Annotated in this window: 15 protein-coding genes; 6 read left to right on the top strand and 9 right to left on the bottom strand. The window is 43.6% G+C overall.

The window, feature by feature from the left end:
- Positions 1–547: 547 nt before the first annotated feature.
- Positions 548–841, bottom strand: coding sequence for a hypothetical protein (locus tag NI455_RS12210; protein ID WP_004281895.1), 294 nt, complete (start codon positions 839–841; stop codon positions 548–550).
- Between the two features lie 538 nt (positions 842–1,379).
- A complete protein-coding gene (gene tyrS / locus NI455_RS12215; RefSeq protein ID WP_005245575.1) occupies positions 1,380–2,594 on the bottom strand; it encodes a tyrosine--tRNA ligase in 1,215 nt (404 codons plus the stop codon).
- A gap of 80 nt (positions 2,595–2,674) precedes the next feature.
- On the opposite strand from tyrS, the gene NI455_RS12220 reads away from it, so the two are divergent.
- Positions 2,675–3,802 (top strand): anhydro-N-acetylmuramic acid kinase, encoded by a 1,128-nt coding sequence (locus tag NI455_RS12220; RefSeq protein WP_071851273.1) that lies wholly within the window; start codon positions 2,675–2,677, stop codon positions 3,800–3,802.
- 103 nt (positions 3,803–3,905) lie between these two features.
- On the opposite strand, the gene NI455_RS12225 is transcribed toward NI455_RS12220, so the two are convergent.
- From NI455_RS12225 to NI455_RS12240, 4 genes are all read right to left on the bottom strand, one after another.
- Positions 3,906–5,198, bottom strand: a complete 1,293-nt coding sequence (locus tag NI455_RS12225; protein ID WP_253114422.1) for a lytic murein transglycosylase — start codon at positions 5,196–5,198, stop codon at positions 3,906–3,908.
- A gap of 713 nt (positions 5,199–5,911) precedes the next feature.
- Positions 5,912–7,033 carry a 5-(carboxyamino)imidazole ribonucleotide synthase gene (locus NI455_RS12230; RefSeq protein WP_005094872.1) on the bottom strand — a complete coding sequence of 374 codons (1,122 nt, stop codon included), beginning with the start codon at positions 7,031–7,033 and terminating at the stop codon, positions 5,912–5,914.
- A 15-nt stretch (positions 7,034–7,048) separates the two neighbouring features.
- Positions 7,049–7,561, bottom strand: coding sequence for a 5-(carboxyamino)imidazole ribonucleotide mutase (gene purE, locus NI455_RS12235; protein WP_005094870.1), 513 nt, complete (start codon positions 7,559–7,561; stop codon positions 7,049–7,051).
- 199 nt (positions 7,562–7,760) lie between these two features.
- Positions 7,761–8,102, bottom strand: a complete 342-nt coding sequence (locus tag NI455_RS12240) for a DMT family protein (protein WP_253114445.1) — start codon at positions 8,100–8,102, stop codon at positions 7,761–7,763.
- Between the two features lie 242 nt (positions 8,103–8,344).
- Between NI455_RS12240 and mpl the strand changes: the two genes are divergently transcribed.
- Positions 8,345–9,709 carry a UDP-N-acetylmuramate:L-alanyl-gamma-D-glutamyl-meso-diaminopimelate ligase gene (gene mpl / locus NI455_RS12245; protein WP_005252988.1) on the top strand — a complete coding sequence of 455 codons (1,365 nt, stop codon included), beginning with the start codon at positions 8,345–8,347 and terminating at the stop codon, positions 9,707–9,709.
- A gap of 358 nt (positions 9,710–10,067) precedes the next feature.
- Entirely contained in the window at positions 10,068–11,150 is a 1,083-nt protein-coding gene (locus tag NI455_RS12250; RefSeq protein WP_253114425.1) for a zinc-dependent alcohol dehydrogenase family protein, read from the top strand.
- Between the two features lie 63 nt (positions 11,151–11,213).
- Here NI455_RS12250 and NI455_RS12255 read toward each other — a convergent pair whose 3' ends face one another.
- Positions 11,214–11,687 carry a BLUF domain-containing protein gene (locus NI455_RS12255; protein ID WP_191112715.1) on the bottom strand — a complete coding sequence of 158 codons (474 nt, stop codon included), beginning with the start codon at positions 11,685–11,687 and terminating at the stop codon, positions 11,214–11,216.
- Between the two features lie 196 nt (positions 11,688–11,883).
- Here NI455_RS12255 and NI455_RS12260 point away from each other — a divergent pair, with 196 nt between their 5' ends.
- Positions 11,884–12,231, top strand: coding sequence for a hypothetical protein (locus tag NI455_RS12260; RefSeq protein ID WP_253114427.1), 348 nt, complete (start codon positions 11,884–11,886; stop codon positions 12,229–12,231).
- On the opposite strand, the gene NI455_RS12265 is transcribed toward NI455_RS12260, so the two are convergent.
- Both NI455_RS12265 and NI455_RS12270 read right to left on the bottom strand, forming a co-directional pair.
- The gene (locus NI455_RS12265) at positions 12,224–12,514 is read right to left on the bottom strand and encodes a GNAT family N-acetyltransferase (RefSeq protein ID WP_191112714.1); all 291 of its coding nucleotides are present in this window, start codon (positions 12,512–12,514) and stop codon (positions 12,224–12,226) included. The two genes, NI455_RS12260 and NI455_RS12265, sit on opposite strands and share 8 nt — an antisense overlap.
- A 31-nt stretch (positions 12,515–12,545) precedes the next feature.
- Positions 12,546–12,824: a GNAT family N-acetyltransferase gene (locus tag NI455_RS12270; RefSeq protein WP_253114429.1), complete on the bottom strand. Its 279-nt coding sequence runs from the start codon at positions 12,822–12,824 to the stop codon at positions 12,546–12,548.
- Positions 12,825–12,979: 155 nt separating this feature from the next.
- On the opposite strand from NI455_RS12270, the gene NI455_RS12275 reads away from it, so the two are divergent.
- The gene (locus NI455_RS12275; RefSeq protein WP_253114431.1) at positions 12,980–14,173 is read left to right on the top strand and encodes a sugar transporter; all 1,194 of its coding nucleotides are present in this window, start codon (positions 12,980–12,982) and stop codon (positions 14,171–14,173) included.
- Positions 14,174–14,504: 331 nt separating this feature from the next.
- Entirely contained in the window at positions 14,505–15,470 is a 966-nt protein-coding gene (locus NI455_RS12280; RefSeq protein ID WP_004728997.1) for a TerC family protein, read from the top strand.
- Positions 15,471–15,487: the final 17 nt, after the last annotated feature.

A 15,487-nucleotide genomic window follows, 5' to 3' on the forward strand; every position in this document is an offset into this window, starting at 1 on the left:
CAGAAGCTGGACTTCGATAAACTCAACAACTCCGCCATTCTGCTTCGTTCGTTTCCGTCTATCTCGTCGGTATGGGTGCATTCTAGAGGATTTCAGAATCATTGCAACCCCCAATTCACTATATTTTTCACGTATGTCTTTTTTTTCTACAAAAATTACTGAAAAATCGCTTTTTTATCTAATTTTTAAGCGTTTTTATGCAATAAACCCACTAAACACGTCATTTTATTTTTATAACTGAAAATTCATTTAGACCTAAAAACTATCACAATAATATTTAAAACAGTATTTTTAGCCTTTTGACATTCAAATCTTATCTTTTATTTAAATTAGCTCATCAAAAGAAAACCAAAATTATTCTATCTCGTCCAATAAACTGATCTAAATCCTAGACTCCTCAATTGATGAGTTATTTTTTACGTACAAGGCTTTTATAAAAGCCTATTTTTAGGCTGCTATATAGCAGAGGTATTCATTTTTAGTTTTTCGAATCCCAAGACCATGCGTAGATCACTTATATATAGAAGATAAAGTCTGTTATTTTGCATTAAGCGACTTTTTCCTGCTGTTGCTGTCCACGCCAATGTTGCATGACCTCTACAGTCATGTCTTTCTTACCCTGATAATCCTCGGCAATAAAGAATAATTTCGCGCGTCGCGGTAACTGCTCTTCAATCAGGGAAAATAGAAAGTAATGCGCGGCCAGATCAAGCTGCATAAATAAAGTATAGACAGATCCATAGAGTTGCTGTTTTTGTTCGACCGGCTGGTATTCAAATAAGAACCGTAATATGCAATCGATTTGTTCATCAAAAATATTTTCTGTTGGAAAGCGATACATTCAATCACCTCTGCCTTAATTTTTTATGTTTTGCACTTTTCTTTTCGAGTCATTTTGGAGTCAATTGAAATGAACTCATTCTTAGGGTCATTCACCTAAGTTCAATTTACTGGTTAATTTTAAGTTTGATGGCTCAACGAGAAAAGCAGGCATGCAGATTTATATCTTGATTACGCAATAATAAAGAAAAAAGGAAGAGATCTCTCCCAAAATCTCCTCCTTAGAATTGAATCTTTACCCGATCCATTATGTCATTATTATAGTTATTCACATTATATTAACTTGTCTCTTTATTTAGAGACCTGATCAATTATGGAGTTGTCTGTTATTGATCATTACCCTCTAGATATGCTTTTCACGGAATCTCTAGACGAATAAATCTTATACACAAAAAACCAGAAATGCAAGCCAAATGGCAAAATTTAAATGTTGTTTTTATAAGGTTTTTTTTGAATTTCTATATTTATATAATTCATATACAACTTAAAAAATAAAAGCAGACCGAAGCCTGCTTTTATTTCAATAACTTATCCGTTTTTTAGTCAATAAAAGTGACTTTAGCGATTGCTTTTTTACTGGCCTGAACAATCAAAGTTACGTTCTCTTTCACAGAATAGGTCGTATCTACAGTCTGCCAATCCACTTTCACTGCACCACGGCCTAATGCATCCTTAGCCTGGGCTGCATTTTTGGTTAAGCCGGCTTCACGTAAAATCGAGGTAATAAAGATTTCCCCACCAAACTCGCCACGTGAAATAGTTACTTCTGGCGTACCTTCGGGTAATTCACCTTCAGTAATGATATTGCCCGCGCCTTTATGCGCATTGGCAGCCGCCTCTGCACCATGGAAACGCTCAACCAGCTCCAGTGCAAGAATCTTTTTGACTTCTTGCGGGTTACGGCCTTCTGCCACTTCTTTTAATAGTTGCTGAATTTCTTCAATGGTTTTGAAGCTCAGCAGATCAAAATAACGCTCAATCAATGCATCCGGCATTGAGAGCACTTTCTGGTACATCGCGCCCGGTGCATCAAATACACCAATATAGTTACCTAAAGATTTAGACATCTTGTTGACGCCATCTAAACCTTCAAGGATTGGCACTGTGATACAGACTTGAGCTTCTTGGTTATAGCGACCTTGTAAGGTACGACCCATCAACAAGTTAAAGGTTTGGTCTGTACCACCCAATTCAACATCTGCTTCCAACGCAACAGAGTCATAGCCTTGTACCAATGGGTACAAAAATTCATGAATCGCGATCGGTTGTTGATTGTTATAACGCTTGGTGAAGTCATCACGCTCAAGCATACGTGCAACCGTTTGCTGTGATGCCAATTGAATTAAATCAGCCGCAGTTTTTTGTGCAAACCACTCCGAGTTAAACACCACTTTGGTTTTGTTTGGATCAAGAATTTTAAATACTTGTTCTTGATATGTTTTAGCGTTCTCTAAAACCTGTTCACGTGACAATGGCGGACGTGTAGCACTTTTTCCGGTTGGGTCACCGATCATCGCAGTATAGTCACCAATCAGGAACAACACTTCATGACCCAAGTCTTGGAATACTTTTAACTTATTAATAAGAACTGTGTGGCCCAAGTGCAAATCAGGTGCAGTCGGGTCAAAACCCGCTTTAATTTTTAATGGACGATTCAATTTTAATTTCTTGAGAAGGTCTTCTTCAGAAATAATTTCGTGGGTGCCTCGTTGAATGAGGGCAAGTTGTTCTTCAGCCGGCAGGAAATTTGACATCACAAAATCCAATACATCAGTTACTCAATTTGTGCGATATACTAACACTTTTTCAGCATATTGCAGGCTTAAGAATAACCATGACAGCGATCTATATTGGGGTAATGACCGGCACGAGCATGGATGGTGTCGATATTGTTGCTGCTTCTTTTGATCCACTCCAGCTTCATGCCACACTCACTTTGGCATTTGATCCTGACCTTCGGGATGAGCTGATGGCACTGACCTTGCCAGATGACAATGAAATTGACCGCCTGGGCAAGGCTGATGTTGCACTGGCACAAATGATTGGTCATGGTATTAATGCGCTGATTGAAAAAAATAACCTGGATAAATCCAGAATTAAGGCGATTGGCTCGCATGGCCAGACTATCCGGCATCGTCCTGAACATGGCTTCACCCTGCAAATTGGTGACCCGAACATCATTACTGAAATTACTCAGATTCCGGTGATTTCAGATTTCCGTCGTCGTGATCTGGCGGCAGGTGGTCAGGGAGCACCTTTAGTTCCGGCATTTCATCAGGATATTTTCCAGCATGACAGCATTCACCGGGTAATTTTAAATCTGGGTGGCATTGCCAATGTCAGCCTGCTGCCTGCCGGGAAGCCTGAAGAGGTATATGGTTTTGATACCGGACCGGCCAATATCCTGATGGATGCTTGGTGTTCCCGTTATACTGGCCAGCCTTTTGATGAAAATGGTAACTGGGCAGCATATGGCACCCCGATTCGCAGTTTACTCGATCGCTTGCAGTCACACGAATTCTTCTCCAAAGAACCTCCGAAAAGTACTGGTCGTGAAGATTTCAATCTGGAATGGCTAGATGAACAGATTGCCGACTGGCGCAATGACCTACAATACGATGAACTGGAAGACACTCCGGAAAATGTACAGGCGACTTTATTAAAGCTCACCACCCGAGCCATTAAAAAAGCAATTTACCGCTCTGGCATGGATACCGGACAGGTTTTTGTTTGCGGTGGTGGTGCCTACAACTCACATTTACTGGAGCAGTTGCGCTGGCGCCTGCGCAAACATGAATGGAGCGTACAGACTACCGCCGATCTGGGCCTCAGTCCGACCTGGGTAGAAGCTACTGCCTTTGCCTGGCTGGCCATGCGTTTTATGAACCAGCTGAATGGTAACTTGCCTGCAGTCACTGGTGCCGCTGGCTATCGCGTCCTCGGCACCATTACTGCTGTTTAAATTCAGCGAATTACTATTATCTTGCATGACTATAATAGCTACTCAAAAACAGTCATCACAAAAGGTCTGCATGAATGCAGACCTTTTTTCGTTTTCAATATTTTTATTGCATCATGCGTTTGGCATTTTCATTTCTAAAAGCACGCAGAATCTGCTGACCGGCACGACCTGTAGGACTTAAGCCCAAACGCTGCTGTTCCTGACGAATCGCCTGACGGGTTTTATCTCCAATCAGACCATCCACTGCACCAATATCATAGCCACGGTTTAACAGAAATTGCTGGATCTCACGACGTTCTGCACGCGAAGTTCCCGGATCATCAGTAGGCCATGTGGCCATAAATGAACCTTTACCTTGCAGGCGATCGGATAAATGTGCAATCGCCAAGGCATAACTTTCTGCCGCGTTATAGCTATAAATGGCATCAAAATTTTTAAATACCAAAAATACTGGGCCACTCGGGCCTGCAGGTGCAAGTAATCCTGCTTGAGAGGATTGTGATAAATTCCCTTGAATTAATGCCGAACCATCGGCACGTACCACCCCTTGATTGTTCCAACTACTCAAGGATTTTTTATTTCTTCGGCTTTCACCGGAAACCGACATGCCTTGAGGGATCTTGACTTCAAAACCCCAAGGCTGTCCGCTCTGCCAGCCACGCTTGCTTAAAAAGTTGGCAGTTGATGCGAGTGCATCCGGAATGCTCGAAACTAGATCACGTCGGCCATCACCATCAAAATCAACTGCAAGCTCATCATAAGTCGATGGCATAAACTGGGTATGACCAAATGCGCCTGCCCAGGAACCCTTTAATTGTTCTTCACGCACATCGCCACGCTGTAACAGTTTCATAGTGGTAAAAAACTCACCACGGAAATAACTCTGGCGACGACCTTCACAGCTCAAAGTTCCTAAAGCCTGTAATAAAGGATATTTCCCCGAAATATCACCAAAATTACTTTCGACACCCCATACCGCAACTACCGTTTCTGCAGGTATACCATAGGTGGCAGCAACACGATTGAGCACCTCACGATGTTGCTGTAATTTTTGCCGGCCGAGCTGAACCCGTTCTTCATCCACCAAACCAGACAGATAATCCCAAATTGGGGTAGAAAATTCAGGCTGGTAATTCAGGCGTTCAATCACTGAATAATCAGGGCTTAAGTTTTGGGTATAACGATCATAGGTACTGCCGCTTACACCTCTAGCAACAGCTTGACTGCGCAAATTGGTGAGACAGTTTTGAAAATTATTTTGGGAGGCATAATTCGGGATATTTGAACTAGAGGTCAAATCAGTCGGCGTGACACGTTGACCATTAATAATAAGTTCAGCCTGTGCCTGTGAAGCAGCCAAGACCACAGAACCAATAAAAAGTGCAAGCCGTTGCATAAGACCCTTGAGTATTTAGATTTTGAATTATGTTTCTACCTTAGCAGCTCATGATGAAAATTAAAGCGCCAATGCGTAAATTTAAATCCATAATTCCTACACTTTTAAATTCATTTTGTAATCTTTAAATTTAAACATGAGTTATCCACAAGCCTGATTTAAATTCAAATCAGCGGGATTTTTAAATTCAAATTCAAAACACTTGCAATCAGTTTTAAATTTAAAAATTACTAGGGATAACTTGTTTCAGGAAAAGCGACTCTCGATCATCAACATGCTCTAATTACACTAGTTTTTCTTTTAAATTCATTTAAATAATGGGCTAATATTTTTAAATTCAAAACTTTGAATTTATTTATCCAGTTTTAAATTTGAATTCATATTTTTTTGAATTTAAAAGCGCAAGTTTAAATTCAAAGTCCGATTTAAATTCGAATTTGTTTTTATGAATTTAAATTCAAAACCACTTTCCAGTTTTAAATTCAAACTTTGATTTTAGGCTTATCCACAAATGAATATGACAAAATTCAGCGGTAAATAAGATTTTATTGAATTGGTATATTTATACTCAATTGATCAGTTTATAAGCAATTGATTTAAAAACTGATCCGACCAATGGCAGGTATTTTTGAAGAGGCGCAATCATGCCTGAAAGCAGACAAATAAAAAAGCGATCACCGAAGTGATCGCTTTTTTTATCAGCAAGTTAAAGCCTAGATGGTCATATCTTCGCTCAATGCCAATGGATTCGGTAAAATTTTCGCCAGTTGGCGGCAAAGTACAGACAATTGCGCGCTGTCATTTGGCATCAGGGTAATGTGACCAATCTTGCGGCCTTCGCGCTCTGACTTATTGTAAAGATGCAAATGTGCACCTTCCAGAGCAAGTACATCTGCAGATTTCGGATGCTGACCAATGATGTTCACCAAGACAGTTGGGCGGATCACTTCAGTTGAACCTAAAGGTAAACCTGCCACGGCACGCACATGGTTTTCAAACTGCGAACATACTGCACCTTCAATCGACCAGTGACCCGAGTTATGCACACGTGGTGCCATCTCGTTGGCATATAGGCCATTGTCTGTCACAAACAACTCAAGGGTCAGCACACCGACATAGTTCAGATGATTCAGCAGGCGAGTGATGTATTCTTGTGCTACCGGCTGCAAGTCAGTACTGTCCGGTGCTGGCACAATCGAGTGCGACAGAATGCCGTCATGATGATGATTTTCCGCCAATGGCCAGGTTTTAACATCACCATCTTGGCCGCGTACTGCAATGATTGAAACTTCACGCGAGAAGGTGACAAAGCTTTCTGCAATCAGCTCACCTGCAGGGCCCAATTCTGCCCAGGCCTGATCCATCTGATCGGTCGAACGTAAAACGAATTGGCCTTTACCATCATAACCGCCACGCGAGGTTTTCAGTACGATCGGCAAGCCCAGTTCAGCTACAGCAGCCTCTAAGCTTTCCAGTGAAGTGACCGCTTTGTACGGTGCAACCGGAATAGCCAGTTCATCAAACAAGGCTTTTTCAGACAGACGATGCTGGGCAATCGCCAAAGCCTGACGCGGCGGATGCAGTTGCTTGCTTTGCGTCAGTACATCAACATCTGTAAGTGGCGTATTTTCAAACTCAAGGCTAAATACATCTGCACTATTAATAAAGTCTTGCAGACCATTTTCAGCCTGGCTCGAAATCACCGGACCCAAAGCAGCAGAAGGACAGTCTGTGCTGGCTTCAAAAAATGTACATTGAATATTTAATGGAAGTGCCGCTTGCGCCATCATACGACCCAGCTGACCGCCACCAAAAATACCGATGGTTTTATCCATAATCTGTGTCTCGACTTAAGCTTGGCCTGGAATATTGTTACTTGCCACTTTATCTGTTTGCGCTGCACGGAAATCTGCAACATTTTTTGCGATTTCTGGACGGGTCAAACCCAGAATTTGCGCGGCCATAATGGCAGCATTGGTGGCACCGGCAGGACCGATGGCCAAGGTACCCACCGCAATACCGGCTGGCATTTGCACAATAGACAGCAATGAATCAACACCGTTTAAAATCGAAGATTTCACCGGTACACCCAAAACTGGAAGATCAGTTTTCGCTGCACACATACCCGGTAAATGCGCTGCGCCACCTGCACCGGCAATAATTACATGAATACCACGATCACGCGCTTGCTCGGCATATTCAAACAGGCGGTCTGGGGTACGGTGTGCAGAAACAACTTCGGCTTCAAATGGGACACCAAGCTGCTTGAGCATATTGGCAGTGTGTTCGAGAGTTGCCCAATCTGATTGAGAACCCATGATAATACCTACGAGAGGAGTATCTTGTGCAGCAGCCGCATTCATTGCAAATTTTCCAGAGATTAAAGTGAGATAAAGATAAATCTCGACGAGAGAGCCAAGCTTGAATAGGAGTGCGTATTATAGACTGAAAATTCAGCTTCATAAAATTTAACGGTCAAAGCAAGGCTCGATTTTTCTTGTTTTTTTATCGAATTTTCAAAAACTGTAATAAAAATAGGGTAGTAGTCACACTTGCAGCCATTCAGGAACTGCGGAATACAAAATAGACACATCCACACAGACATAAAGCAGCCCAGAGATAATCCAGTTTAAAGGGCTGTTTAAACATAAAAATCATAAAAGGAACAAAGACTAGTAAGGTCACGACTTCCTGGGTGATTTTCATTTGACCGACTGCCAGGCCTTGCTGCTCCAGTAATTTGGTCGCTGGAATCATCAGACTATATTCAAACAGGGCAATGGCCCAGCTGAACAAAATCGCTTGCCAGAGCGGTGCATCATGCGGCAAAAATTTTAAATGCCCATACCAGGCCAGGGTCATAAAACAGTTGGCAATTACCAGAAGAAATAAAGCCGGCAGCATTTGCATGCACTCTGCAAAAAAGTCGAACTTATTTTACGGTTTATTTGGCGAAAAGATATTGCATCGCTTTGAAATTTTCTTTGAATTTATCCGTGAAACAGGATTTAAAAAATCCCACAACAAGGCCAGAATTTTCACTATCTTTTCAGCTAAAGCCTTGCTATCGTTGCTTGCAAATTGAATAAATCATGACAACAGCACCAATATAAAGTGATGGGTCAGACAGGAACGGAGTAAAGTAGATGCATCTGCATATTTTGGGTATTTGTGGCACCTTTATGGGCTCGTTAGCGCTACTTGCACGCGATCTGGGCCACCAGGTAACAGGTTCAGACCTGAATGTGTATCCACCCATGTCGACCCAACTTGAAAATGCGGGCATCACTTTAATGCAGGGTTATGACCGCAGTCATTTACAGCCTCATCCGGATCTGGTGATCGTCGGCAATGCCATGAAGCGTGGTATTGATGCAGTCGAATATATGCTGAATGCAGGTCTGCCTTATATTTCAGGTCCGCAGTTCCTGGCTGATCATGTTCTGCAAGGTAAACACGTGCTGGGTGTCGCCGGAACACATGGTAAAACCACGACCACCACGATGCTGGCTTGGGTACTGGATCAAGCCGGTCTGGAGCCAGGTTTTCTGATTGGCGGTGTGCCATTGGGCTTTTCGGAAAGTGCGCGTCTCGGTGGTGGGAAATATTTCTGTGTCGAAGCCGATGAATACGATTCTGCTTTCTTCGACAAGCGTTCCAAGTTCGTGCATTACCATCCAAAAACCGCAATTTTAAATAACCTGGAATTTGACCATGCCGATATCTTTGATGATCTGGCCGCAATTCAAAAACAGTTTCATCATTTAGTTCGTACTATTCCAAGTGAAGGCCGGATTATCGCGCCGATTACTGAAAGCAATATTGATGAAGTGCTGGAGCAGGGCTGCTGGACGCCTGTAGTGCGCACCAGTCTAGATGCCAACGAAAAATCTGAACTTTATGCAGAACAATTGTCAGCAGATGGTTCACATTTCAAAGTCCTGCAACAGGGCGTAGTCAAAGGCGAAGTACAGTGGAATATGACCGGGCAGCATTCGGTGGCGAATGCCTTGGCCACCATTGCCGCTGCTGAACATGTCGGCGTATCGATTGAAACCGCCTGTGAAGCGCTGTCCAATTTTGGTGGTGTGAAACGCCGTATGGAACTGTTAGGCACAGTCCGTGGTATCGAGGTTTATGATGACTTCGCCCATCATCCAACCGCGATTGATACAACCTTAGAAGGCGCGCGCAAACGTCTGGGTGAACGCAAACTCTGGGCGATTATTGAACCGCGTTCCAATACCATGCGCATGGGCAGTCATAAAGATGGCTTGGCTCATTCAGCACGTCTGGCCGATGAAGTGATCTGGTATCAACCGGAAGGACTGGACTGGGATCTGCAACCTGTTATTGAGGCTGCGCCAAACAAGGCCAAAGTTGCACGTACACTGGATGACATCATTCAGACCGTGGTGGCAGAAGCAGGTGAGGGCGATGCCGTAGTAATTATGTCGAATGGCGGTTTTGGTGGTTTGCATCAGAAGCTGATCACTGTTTTACAAGCATAAAACAGATTTAAGTGAAGTGAAGAAGCCCGCCTAGCGGGCTTTTTTTAGCATATTAAAACCTTGCTTCAGCAAAAGTGAACAGTTGTTCTGATCCTGCAATCGTATGATTTAAACATTGACCCAAAGAGCAGATTTATCTCTAAACTATCTCGGATGATCTTTTGTTGCAATCTGTACACAAGACTGATTGCAGCGCCATATTACTCAAGGCACAATCGAGAAGAACACAGGTATCTATAGGCCTGAAAGCCAGATCATAAATCAGCCCATCGCTGTCACTGTATAAAAGCAATCGAGGCGTTCATTATTCTCGCTGAGTCAGGTCATTCTCATTCCTCACTCCATTAGGAGATGTGTCATGACAACGATGAAAGCGATGGTCTATTACGGCGCAAATGATATCCGCTTTGAAGACCGCCCGGTTCCCACCATTTTGCATCCCGGCGATGCCATCATTAAACTCGAAAAAGTCACCATTTGCGGTACCGATCTCGGGATCTGGAAAGGTAAAAACCCGGAAATTGAGCAAGAGGCCACGCGAAAAGAGGGCAGCTTTAAGGGGCGTATTTTAGGTCACGAAGGTATTGGCATTGTGGAAGAAGTCGGTTCCGCCGTTCAGAACTTCAAAAAGGGCGACCGGGTGATTATTTCCTGTGTCAGCCGCTGCGGAACCTGTGAAAACTGCCAGAAACAGCTGTATGCACATTGCCGCAACGAAGGCGGCTGGATCATGGGTTATATGATTGACGGCACCCATGCCGAATATGTACGTACGCCCTTTGCCGATACCTCACTTTATCATTTACCCGAGGGCCTGAATCAAGATGTAGCCGTATTCCTTTCAGATATCCTGCCAACTTCACATGAAATTGGCGTGCAATATGGCGATGTCAAACCGGGCGACAATGTCGCGATTGTCGGGGCAGGGCCAATCGGCATGAGCTGTCTGCTCACCGCACAGTTCTATTCACCTGCCAATATTATTATGGTGGATATGGATGATAACCGGCTGGAATTTGCCAAGACTGTCGGCGCGACGCATACCATCAACTCTGCCAAAGAAGATGCCATTCAAAAGATTCTAGAGATTACCGGTGGGCGCGGGGTCGACTGTGCCATTGAAGCAGTAGGTGTAGAACCTACCTGGAATATTTGCCAGCATGTTATGAAAGAGGGCGGGCATATTGCCAACGTCGGCGTGCATGGTAAACCGGTAAGTTTTGAACTGAACAAACTCTGGATTAAAAACCTGACCATCACCACCGGTCTGGTGAATGCCAATACCACAGGAATGCTGCTGAAAACCTGCTGTTCCGGAAAATTGCCCCTAGAAAAACTGGCGACCCATCATTTTAAATTTGCCGATTTTGAAAAAGCCTATGATGTCTTTAAACATGCCTCCGATGAAAAGGCCTTAAAAGTCATGATTGACATGAGCTAATCCACATCAGACAAAAAAAGTCCGCTATGCGGACTTTTTTATTTTCAGCATTTACCCCTCAGATCAGAAATAGGGGACATAACCACGCTGCTTATAGCCTTTTGGCGATGCCAGACTGGCCTGATTTTCTTCCAGGCGATACAGCACTTTGAGGAATTCGGCAATTCCTGACTGCTGCAAGGCATGTGGATCAAATTGCTTCAAACCTAAACGTGAAAATAAAGAAGAAATTTCACTGTGTTTATGCACATATTTCATTGACCATTCCGAGAAATGAGACTGCTCTACCATCGCATCTGCAAAACGCAAGATACTATGATGGCGGGCATCCTGACAAATGCTCTGAAATAAACTTTCCACTACTTCAGCCTGACCTTCAAGGCACTGGAAAAATTTGCCATGGGAATAATACAACACCCCATGAATCTGATGCTGAAGGTTAAACTTCCGGGCAGTGGCCAAAATATCGCTCAAATCTTGTAACAACTCTTGTTCAGATTCTATGCGTTCACTGGCATAGCAAAGCTGTAGCATCATGCCATCTCTCTAGAGGGAAGAATTAAAAACACAATTTAATCAATAATTTTAAATTAAGTCGACTATTTTTTAAGCAAATATCCGTTTTTGCTTACACGGTTTTCAGTTTGCATTTCTGGATTAAACTTTTAACAATAGTGCCTAAATTATTAAACGAATATTTTCATACACCTACCATGAACATGAGGATCACTTGATGTTAAAAGATCTGATTTTAACCCTCGCCTTGTTATGTGTGTGTTTTATCCTGATCATCACTTTAAATAATTGGCAATTCAGCGCTCAAACCAATCTGCTGATCAGTTCAATTTTTATTAGCTGGACGATCTTGAAATTTGTTGGGCATCGCATTTATTTTCATGCCAGTTATCTGCTGATCATGGCAATTTTAGTAATGCTGCAACAGTTTGAAGAAATTTTCTGGGGCATGACCGGCGTGATGGCAGGTTTCGGTTTATATACCCTGTTACAGGTTATATTGATTCCTGCCTTGAAAGAAAAACTGCATTTATCTTTCGGGAAATCCCCTTGGATGGTTAAATAGTCGTTGCTGCGACATCGGCCAGACTTCGGTCACGTTTAAACATGACATCCACATAGGAACATTGCGGGATAATGGTTAAACTTTTTTCACGGGCAAAATCGACCAGTACATCTAGCATTTTCCGGGCAATACCCTGGCCACGCAGGGAATCATCGACCCAGGTATGATCGGCAATGATGACGGCATCGCCCCGCCATTGATAAGTGATCTCCGCCAGGCGGCGTCCTTGAGCTTCCATAAAAAATACACCACCACGTTTTGAATCTTGATATTTAATTTCCATACGAATCTAAACCTTTGTTGTCATTTTAAAATTATAAAACATCATTAAAGCGAGGCTCTCGCTCGAACACGGATTTGGCAAAAGGGCATTTTGGAATAATCCTGATGCCGTGTTCACGGGCAAAATTCACAGCGGCCTCGACCAGATAATACCCGACGTGCTGTCCGCGTAGGCTGTCATCGACCCAGGTGTGTTCAATCGCTAATTGATCTTCATTTACTCTTGAATAACTCATTTCTGCCAGACGTTTTTCATTTGGCTCTACAAACCATAAACCTCCAGTGTCCTGTTGCTGATGCTCGATCAACATGCCGATCCTCTCCTTGTTTTTAAGCCAGACTGACATATTTTTCCCTGCTCTATTGTTAGATTTCTTTTAAAGGATTGTGAATCTGTCCTTCTGACCAATACCGCATTCTGCTCAACAGGTTTAAACTGCGAGCCGGTTCTTTTTATCAGATATGTATGTCCAGCTTTTCTTCCACCTCCTCGGTGACGCGTCAATGGGTCTGTGTGATTGCTTTAGCCTCTGCTGCCTTTATTTTCAATACCACCGAATTTATCCCGGTGGCGCTATTAAGTGATATTGGTACCAGTTTTGCCATGTCACCGACTCAGGTCGGGTGGATGCTGACAATTTATGCCTGGGTTGTGGCGCTGTTGTCTTTGCCAATGATGTTACTGACCAAGAATATTGAACGGCGCTTTCTGCTGATGGTTTTATTTGCGGTGTTTATTTTCAGTCATGTGCTGTCCTATTTTTCCTGGAGCTTTAGCATTCTGGTGCTGAGCCGAATTGGTATTGCCGTGGCACATGCACTGTTCTGGTCAATTACGGCATCGCTTGCTGTGCGGGTTGCGCCAAAGGGCAAAGAATTTCAGGCATTGGGCTTATTGGCTACCGGTACCGCCATGGCGATGGTCCTGGGAATTCCCTTTGGCCGGATGATCGGGGAGGCCTATGGCTGGCGCAATAGTTTTGCCTTGATTGGGATTGTGGCGAGCGTGGTGTGCGTATTGCTGGCCAAAACCTTGCCTTTATTGCCAAGTGTCAATTCAGGTTCACTCAGCAGTTTAAAAAGCTTACTAAAACGTCCCAGCCTGATGCTGGTCTTTGCGCTTACCGTGCTTGTGATTAGTGCGCAATTTACCGCCTATAGTTATATTGAACCCTTTGCGCTGAATATTGCACAATTCAGCTCTGCGCAGACCACCAGCTTATTGCTAATTTATGGCGGTGCGGGCCTGATCGGGTCTTATGTATTTGGTCGTTTTGCACCACATTTTCCCCGACTCACCATTCCACTATTTACACTGGGGCTAGGGATCTCGCTGCTGTTATTGCTGCCACTGTCTCAGGGTGTATTTCAACTTAATAGCCTGGCGTTAATCTGGGGCATCAGCATTATTGGGTTTAGTCTGGCCCTACAAGCCAAGACCTTAAATCTGGCCTCCGATGCGACTGATGTCGCCATGGCAATTTTTTCAGGTCTGTACAATGTCGGGATTGGTGGCGGTGCCTTACTCGGCGGTCTGGTAACGGCACATATCGGATTACATAGTATTGGCTGGGTAGGAGCAATCCTGGCCAGCTTGGGTTTTCTGATCAGCTTATACCTGATTCAGCGTCCGGATTTCTTAGGTAAGAAAGCGCCTTGAAGCATGATTTTTGTAAATGAAATTGTAGTCTTAGCAAAAATCTGTCATGCTTGCTGCACATTGAGCTACCGCTCAAATAAAATTTAGTTTGAACAAGGGGAGTAGCCTCCTCCAAGCGTTTAAGAATGAAATTTCAATTTTTAAACGTGTCAGAATATCGTCATTACACTTTGCAAAAAGTCGGTATCTGAGCATCTTGAAGTCACACTTTATATAAAAAAGTGGAACAGTAAGATGTAGGCAAGACCTTGATCATGTTGTTATAGATGTTTTTCATCTGGCAACTGGTCAAGGTTTTTTTATGGCTAGTTGTCCGATGTGGAGAATTCACATGGAAACCATTGGTACACTCTGGCTGTATCTCGTCTTTTTCGCGATTGTCGCAGTCATGCTGATAATCGATTTTGTCGGCTTTAAGCATCAGCATGGTCAGGAAGTTAAAGTCCGTACTGCTGCCTACTGGAGTATTGCCTGGGTCAGTGTCGCGACTTTATTTGGTGGCGGCTTATGGCTGTATCTGGAGCAGACCGCAGGCACGGCAATTGCCAATGCCAAGGTCATGGAATACTTTGCCGGTTATCTGCTGGAAAAATCCCTGGCGATTGATAACGTCTTTGTCTGGCTGATGATCTTCGCGGCCTTCGCCATTCCACCCGCACTGCAACGCAAGCTGCTGTTATATGGCGTACTGGGTGCGATTGTGCTCAGAACTATCTTTATTTTTATTGGCGCGTGGTTCGTGCAGGAATTCTCCTGGATTCTATATATCTTCGGTGCGTTCCTGGTGTATACCGGCTTCAAATTCCTGCGTGGTCAGCATGAAGAAGACAGCAATATTGAAGATATGGCGATTCTAAAATGGCTGCGTAAACATATGCGTATTACCCCGCAACTTCAGGGCGACAAATTCTTTGTCCGTCAAAATGGTTTGCTCTGGGCAACGCCGTTGTTCCTGGTCCTGATCCTGGTTGAAGCCTCTGATGTCATCTTTGCCGTCGATTCTATTCCGGCTATTTTTGCCGTCACCACCGATCCCTTCATTGTCCTCACTGCAAACCTGATGGCGATTTTAGGCCTGCGCGCAATGTTCTTCCTGCTCTCGGGCGCAGCCTCAAAAATGCATTATCTGCCTTATGGCCTCGGGATCATTCTAGTCTTTATCGGCTTTAAGATGCTGATGCTAGATGTGTTCCATATGCCGATCTGGATTTCTTTGAGCTTTATTGTGATTGTCCTGACTGTGACCGCGATCTTGTCGATTCGTCATAGCAAGAAATATAACGAAACCACCCTGTAAAAAGTAATCATCAAAAA

The organism is Acinetobacter lwoffii (genome assembly GCF_024129435.1).
Classification (GTDB): domain Bacteria; phylum Pseudomonadota; class Gammaproteobacteria; order Pseudomonadales; family Moraxellaceae; genus Acinetobacter; species Acinetobacter lwoffii_F.

Excerpts from the sequence above, each read along its gene's own strand:
- NI455_RS12260 (WP_253114427.1), top strand. The coding sequence starts at position 11,884 with ATGTTAAAAGATCTGATTTTAACCCTCGCCTTGTTATGTGTGTGTTTT.
- NI455_RS12265 (WP_191112714.1), bottom strand. The coding sequence starts at position 12,514 with ATGGAAATTAAATATCAAGATTCAAAACGTGGTGGTGTATTTTTTATG.
- NI455_RS12225 (WP_253114422.1), bottom strand. The coding sequence starts at position 5,198 with ATGCAACGGCTTGCACTTTTTATTGGTTCTGTGGTCTTGGCTGCTTCA.
- NI455_RS12250 (WP_253114425.1), top strand. The coding sequence starts at position 10,068 with ATGACAACGATGAAAGCGATGGTCTATTACGGCGCAAATGATATCCGC.
- NI455_RS12210 (WP_004281895.1), bottom strand. The coding sequence starts at position 841 with ATGTATCGCTTTCCAACAGAAAATATTTTTGATGAACAAATCGATTGC.
- NI455_RS12230 (WP_005094872.1), bottom strand. The coding sequence starts at position 7,033 with ATGGATAAAACCATCGGTATTTTTGGTGGCGGTCAGCTGGGTCGTATG.
- NI455_RS12240 (WP_253114445.1), bottom strand. The coding sequence starts at position 8,102 with ATGCTGCCGGCTTTATTTCTTCTGGTAATTGCCAACTGTTTTATGACC.
- NI455_RS12280 (WP_004728997.1), top strand. The coding sequence starts at position 14,505 with ATGGAAACCATTGGTACACTCTGGCTGTATCTCGTCTTTTTCGCGATT.
- NI455_RS12220 (WP_071851273.1), top strand. The coding sequence starts at position 2,675 with ATGACAGCGATCTATATTGGGGTAATGACCGGCACGAGCATGGATGGT.
- NI455_RS12275 (WP_253114431.1), top strand. The coding sequence starts at position 12,980 with ATGTCCAGCTTTTCTTCCACCTCCTCGGTGACGCGTCAATGGGTCTGT.
- tyrS (WP_005245575.1), bottom strand. The coding sequence starts at position 2,594 with ATGTCAAATTTCCTGCCGGCTGAAGAACAACTTGCCCTCATTCAACGA.
- NI455_RS12270 (WP_253114429.1), bottom strand. The coding sequence starts at position 12,824 with ATGTTGATCGAGCATCAGCAACAGGACACTGGAGGTTTATGGTTTGTA.
- NI455_RS12255 (WP_191112715.1), bottom strand. The coding sequence starts at position 11,687 with ATGATGCTACAGCTTTGCTATGCCAGTGAACGCATAGAATCTGAACAA.
- mpl (WP_005252988.1), top strand. The coding sequence starts at position 8,345 with ATGCATCTGCATATTTTGGGTATTTGTGGCACCTTTATGGGCTCGTTA.
- purE (WP_005094870.1), bottom strand. The coding sequence starts at position 7,561 with ATGAATGCGGCTGCTGCACAAGATACTCCTCTCGTAGGTATTATCATG.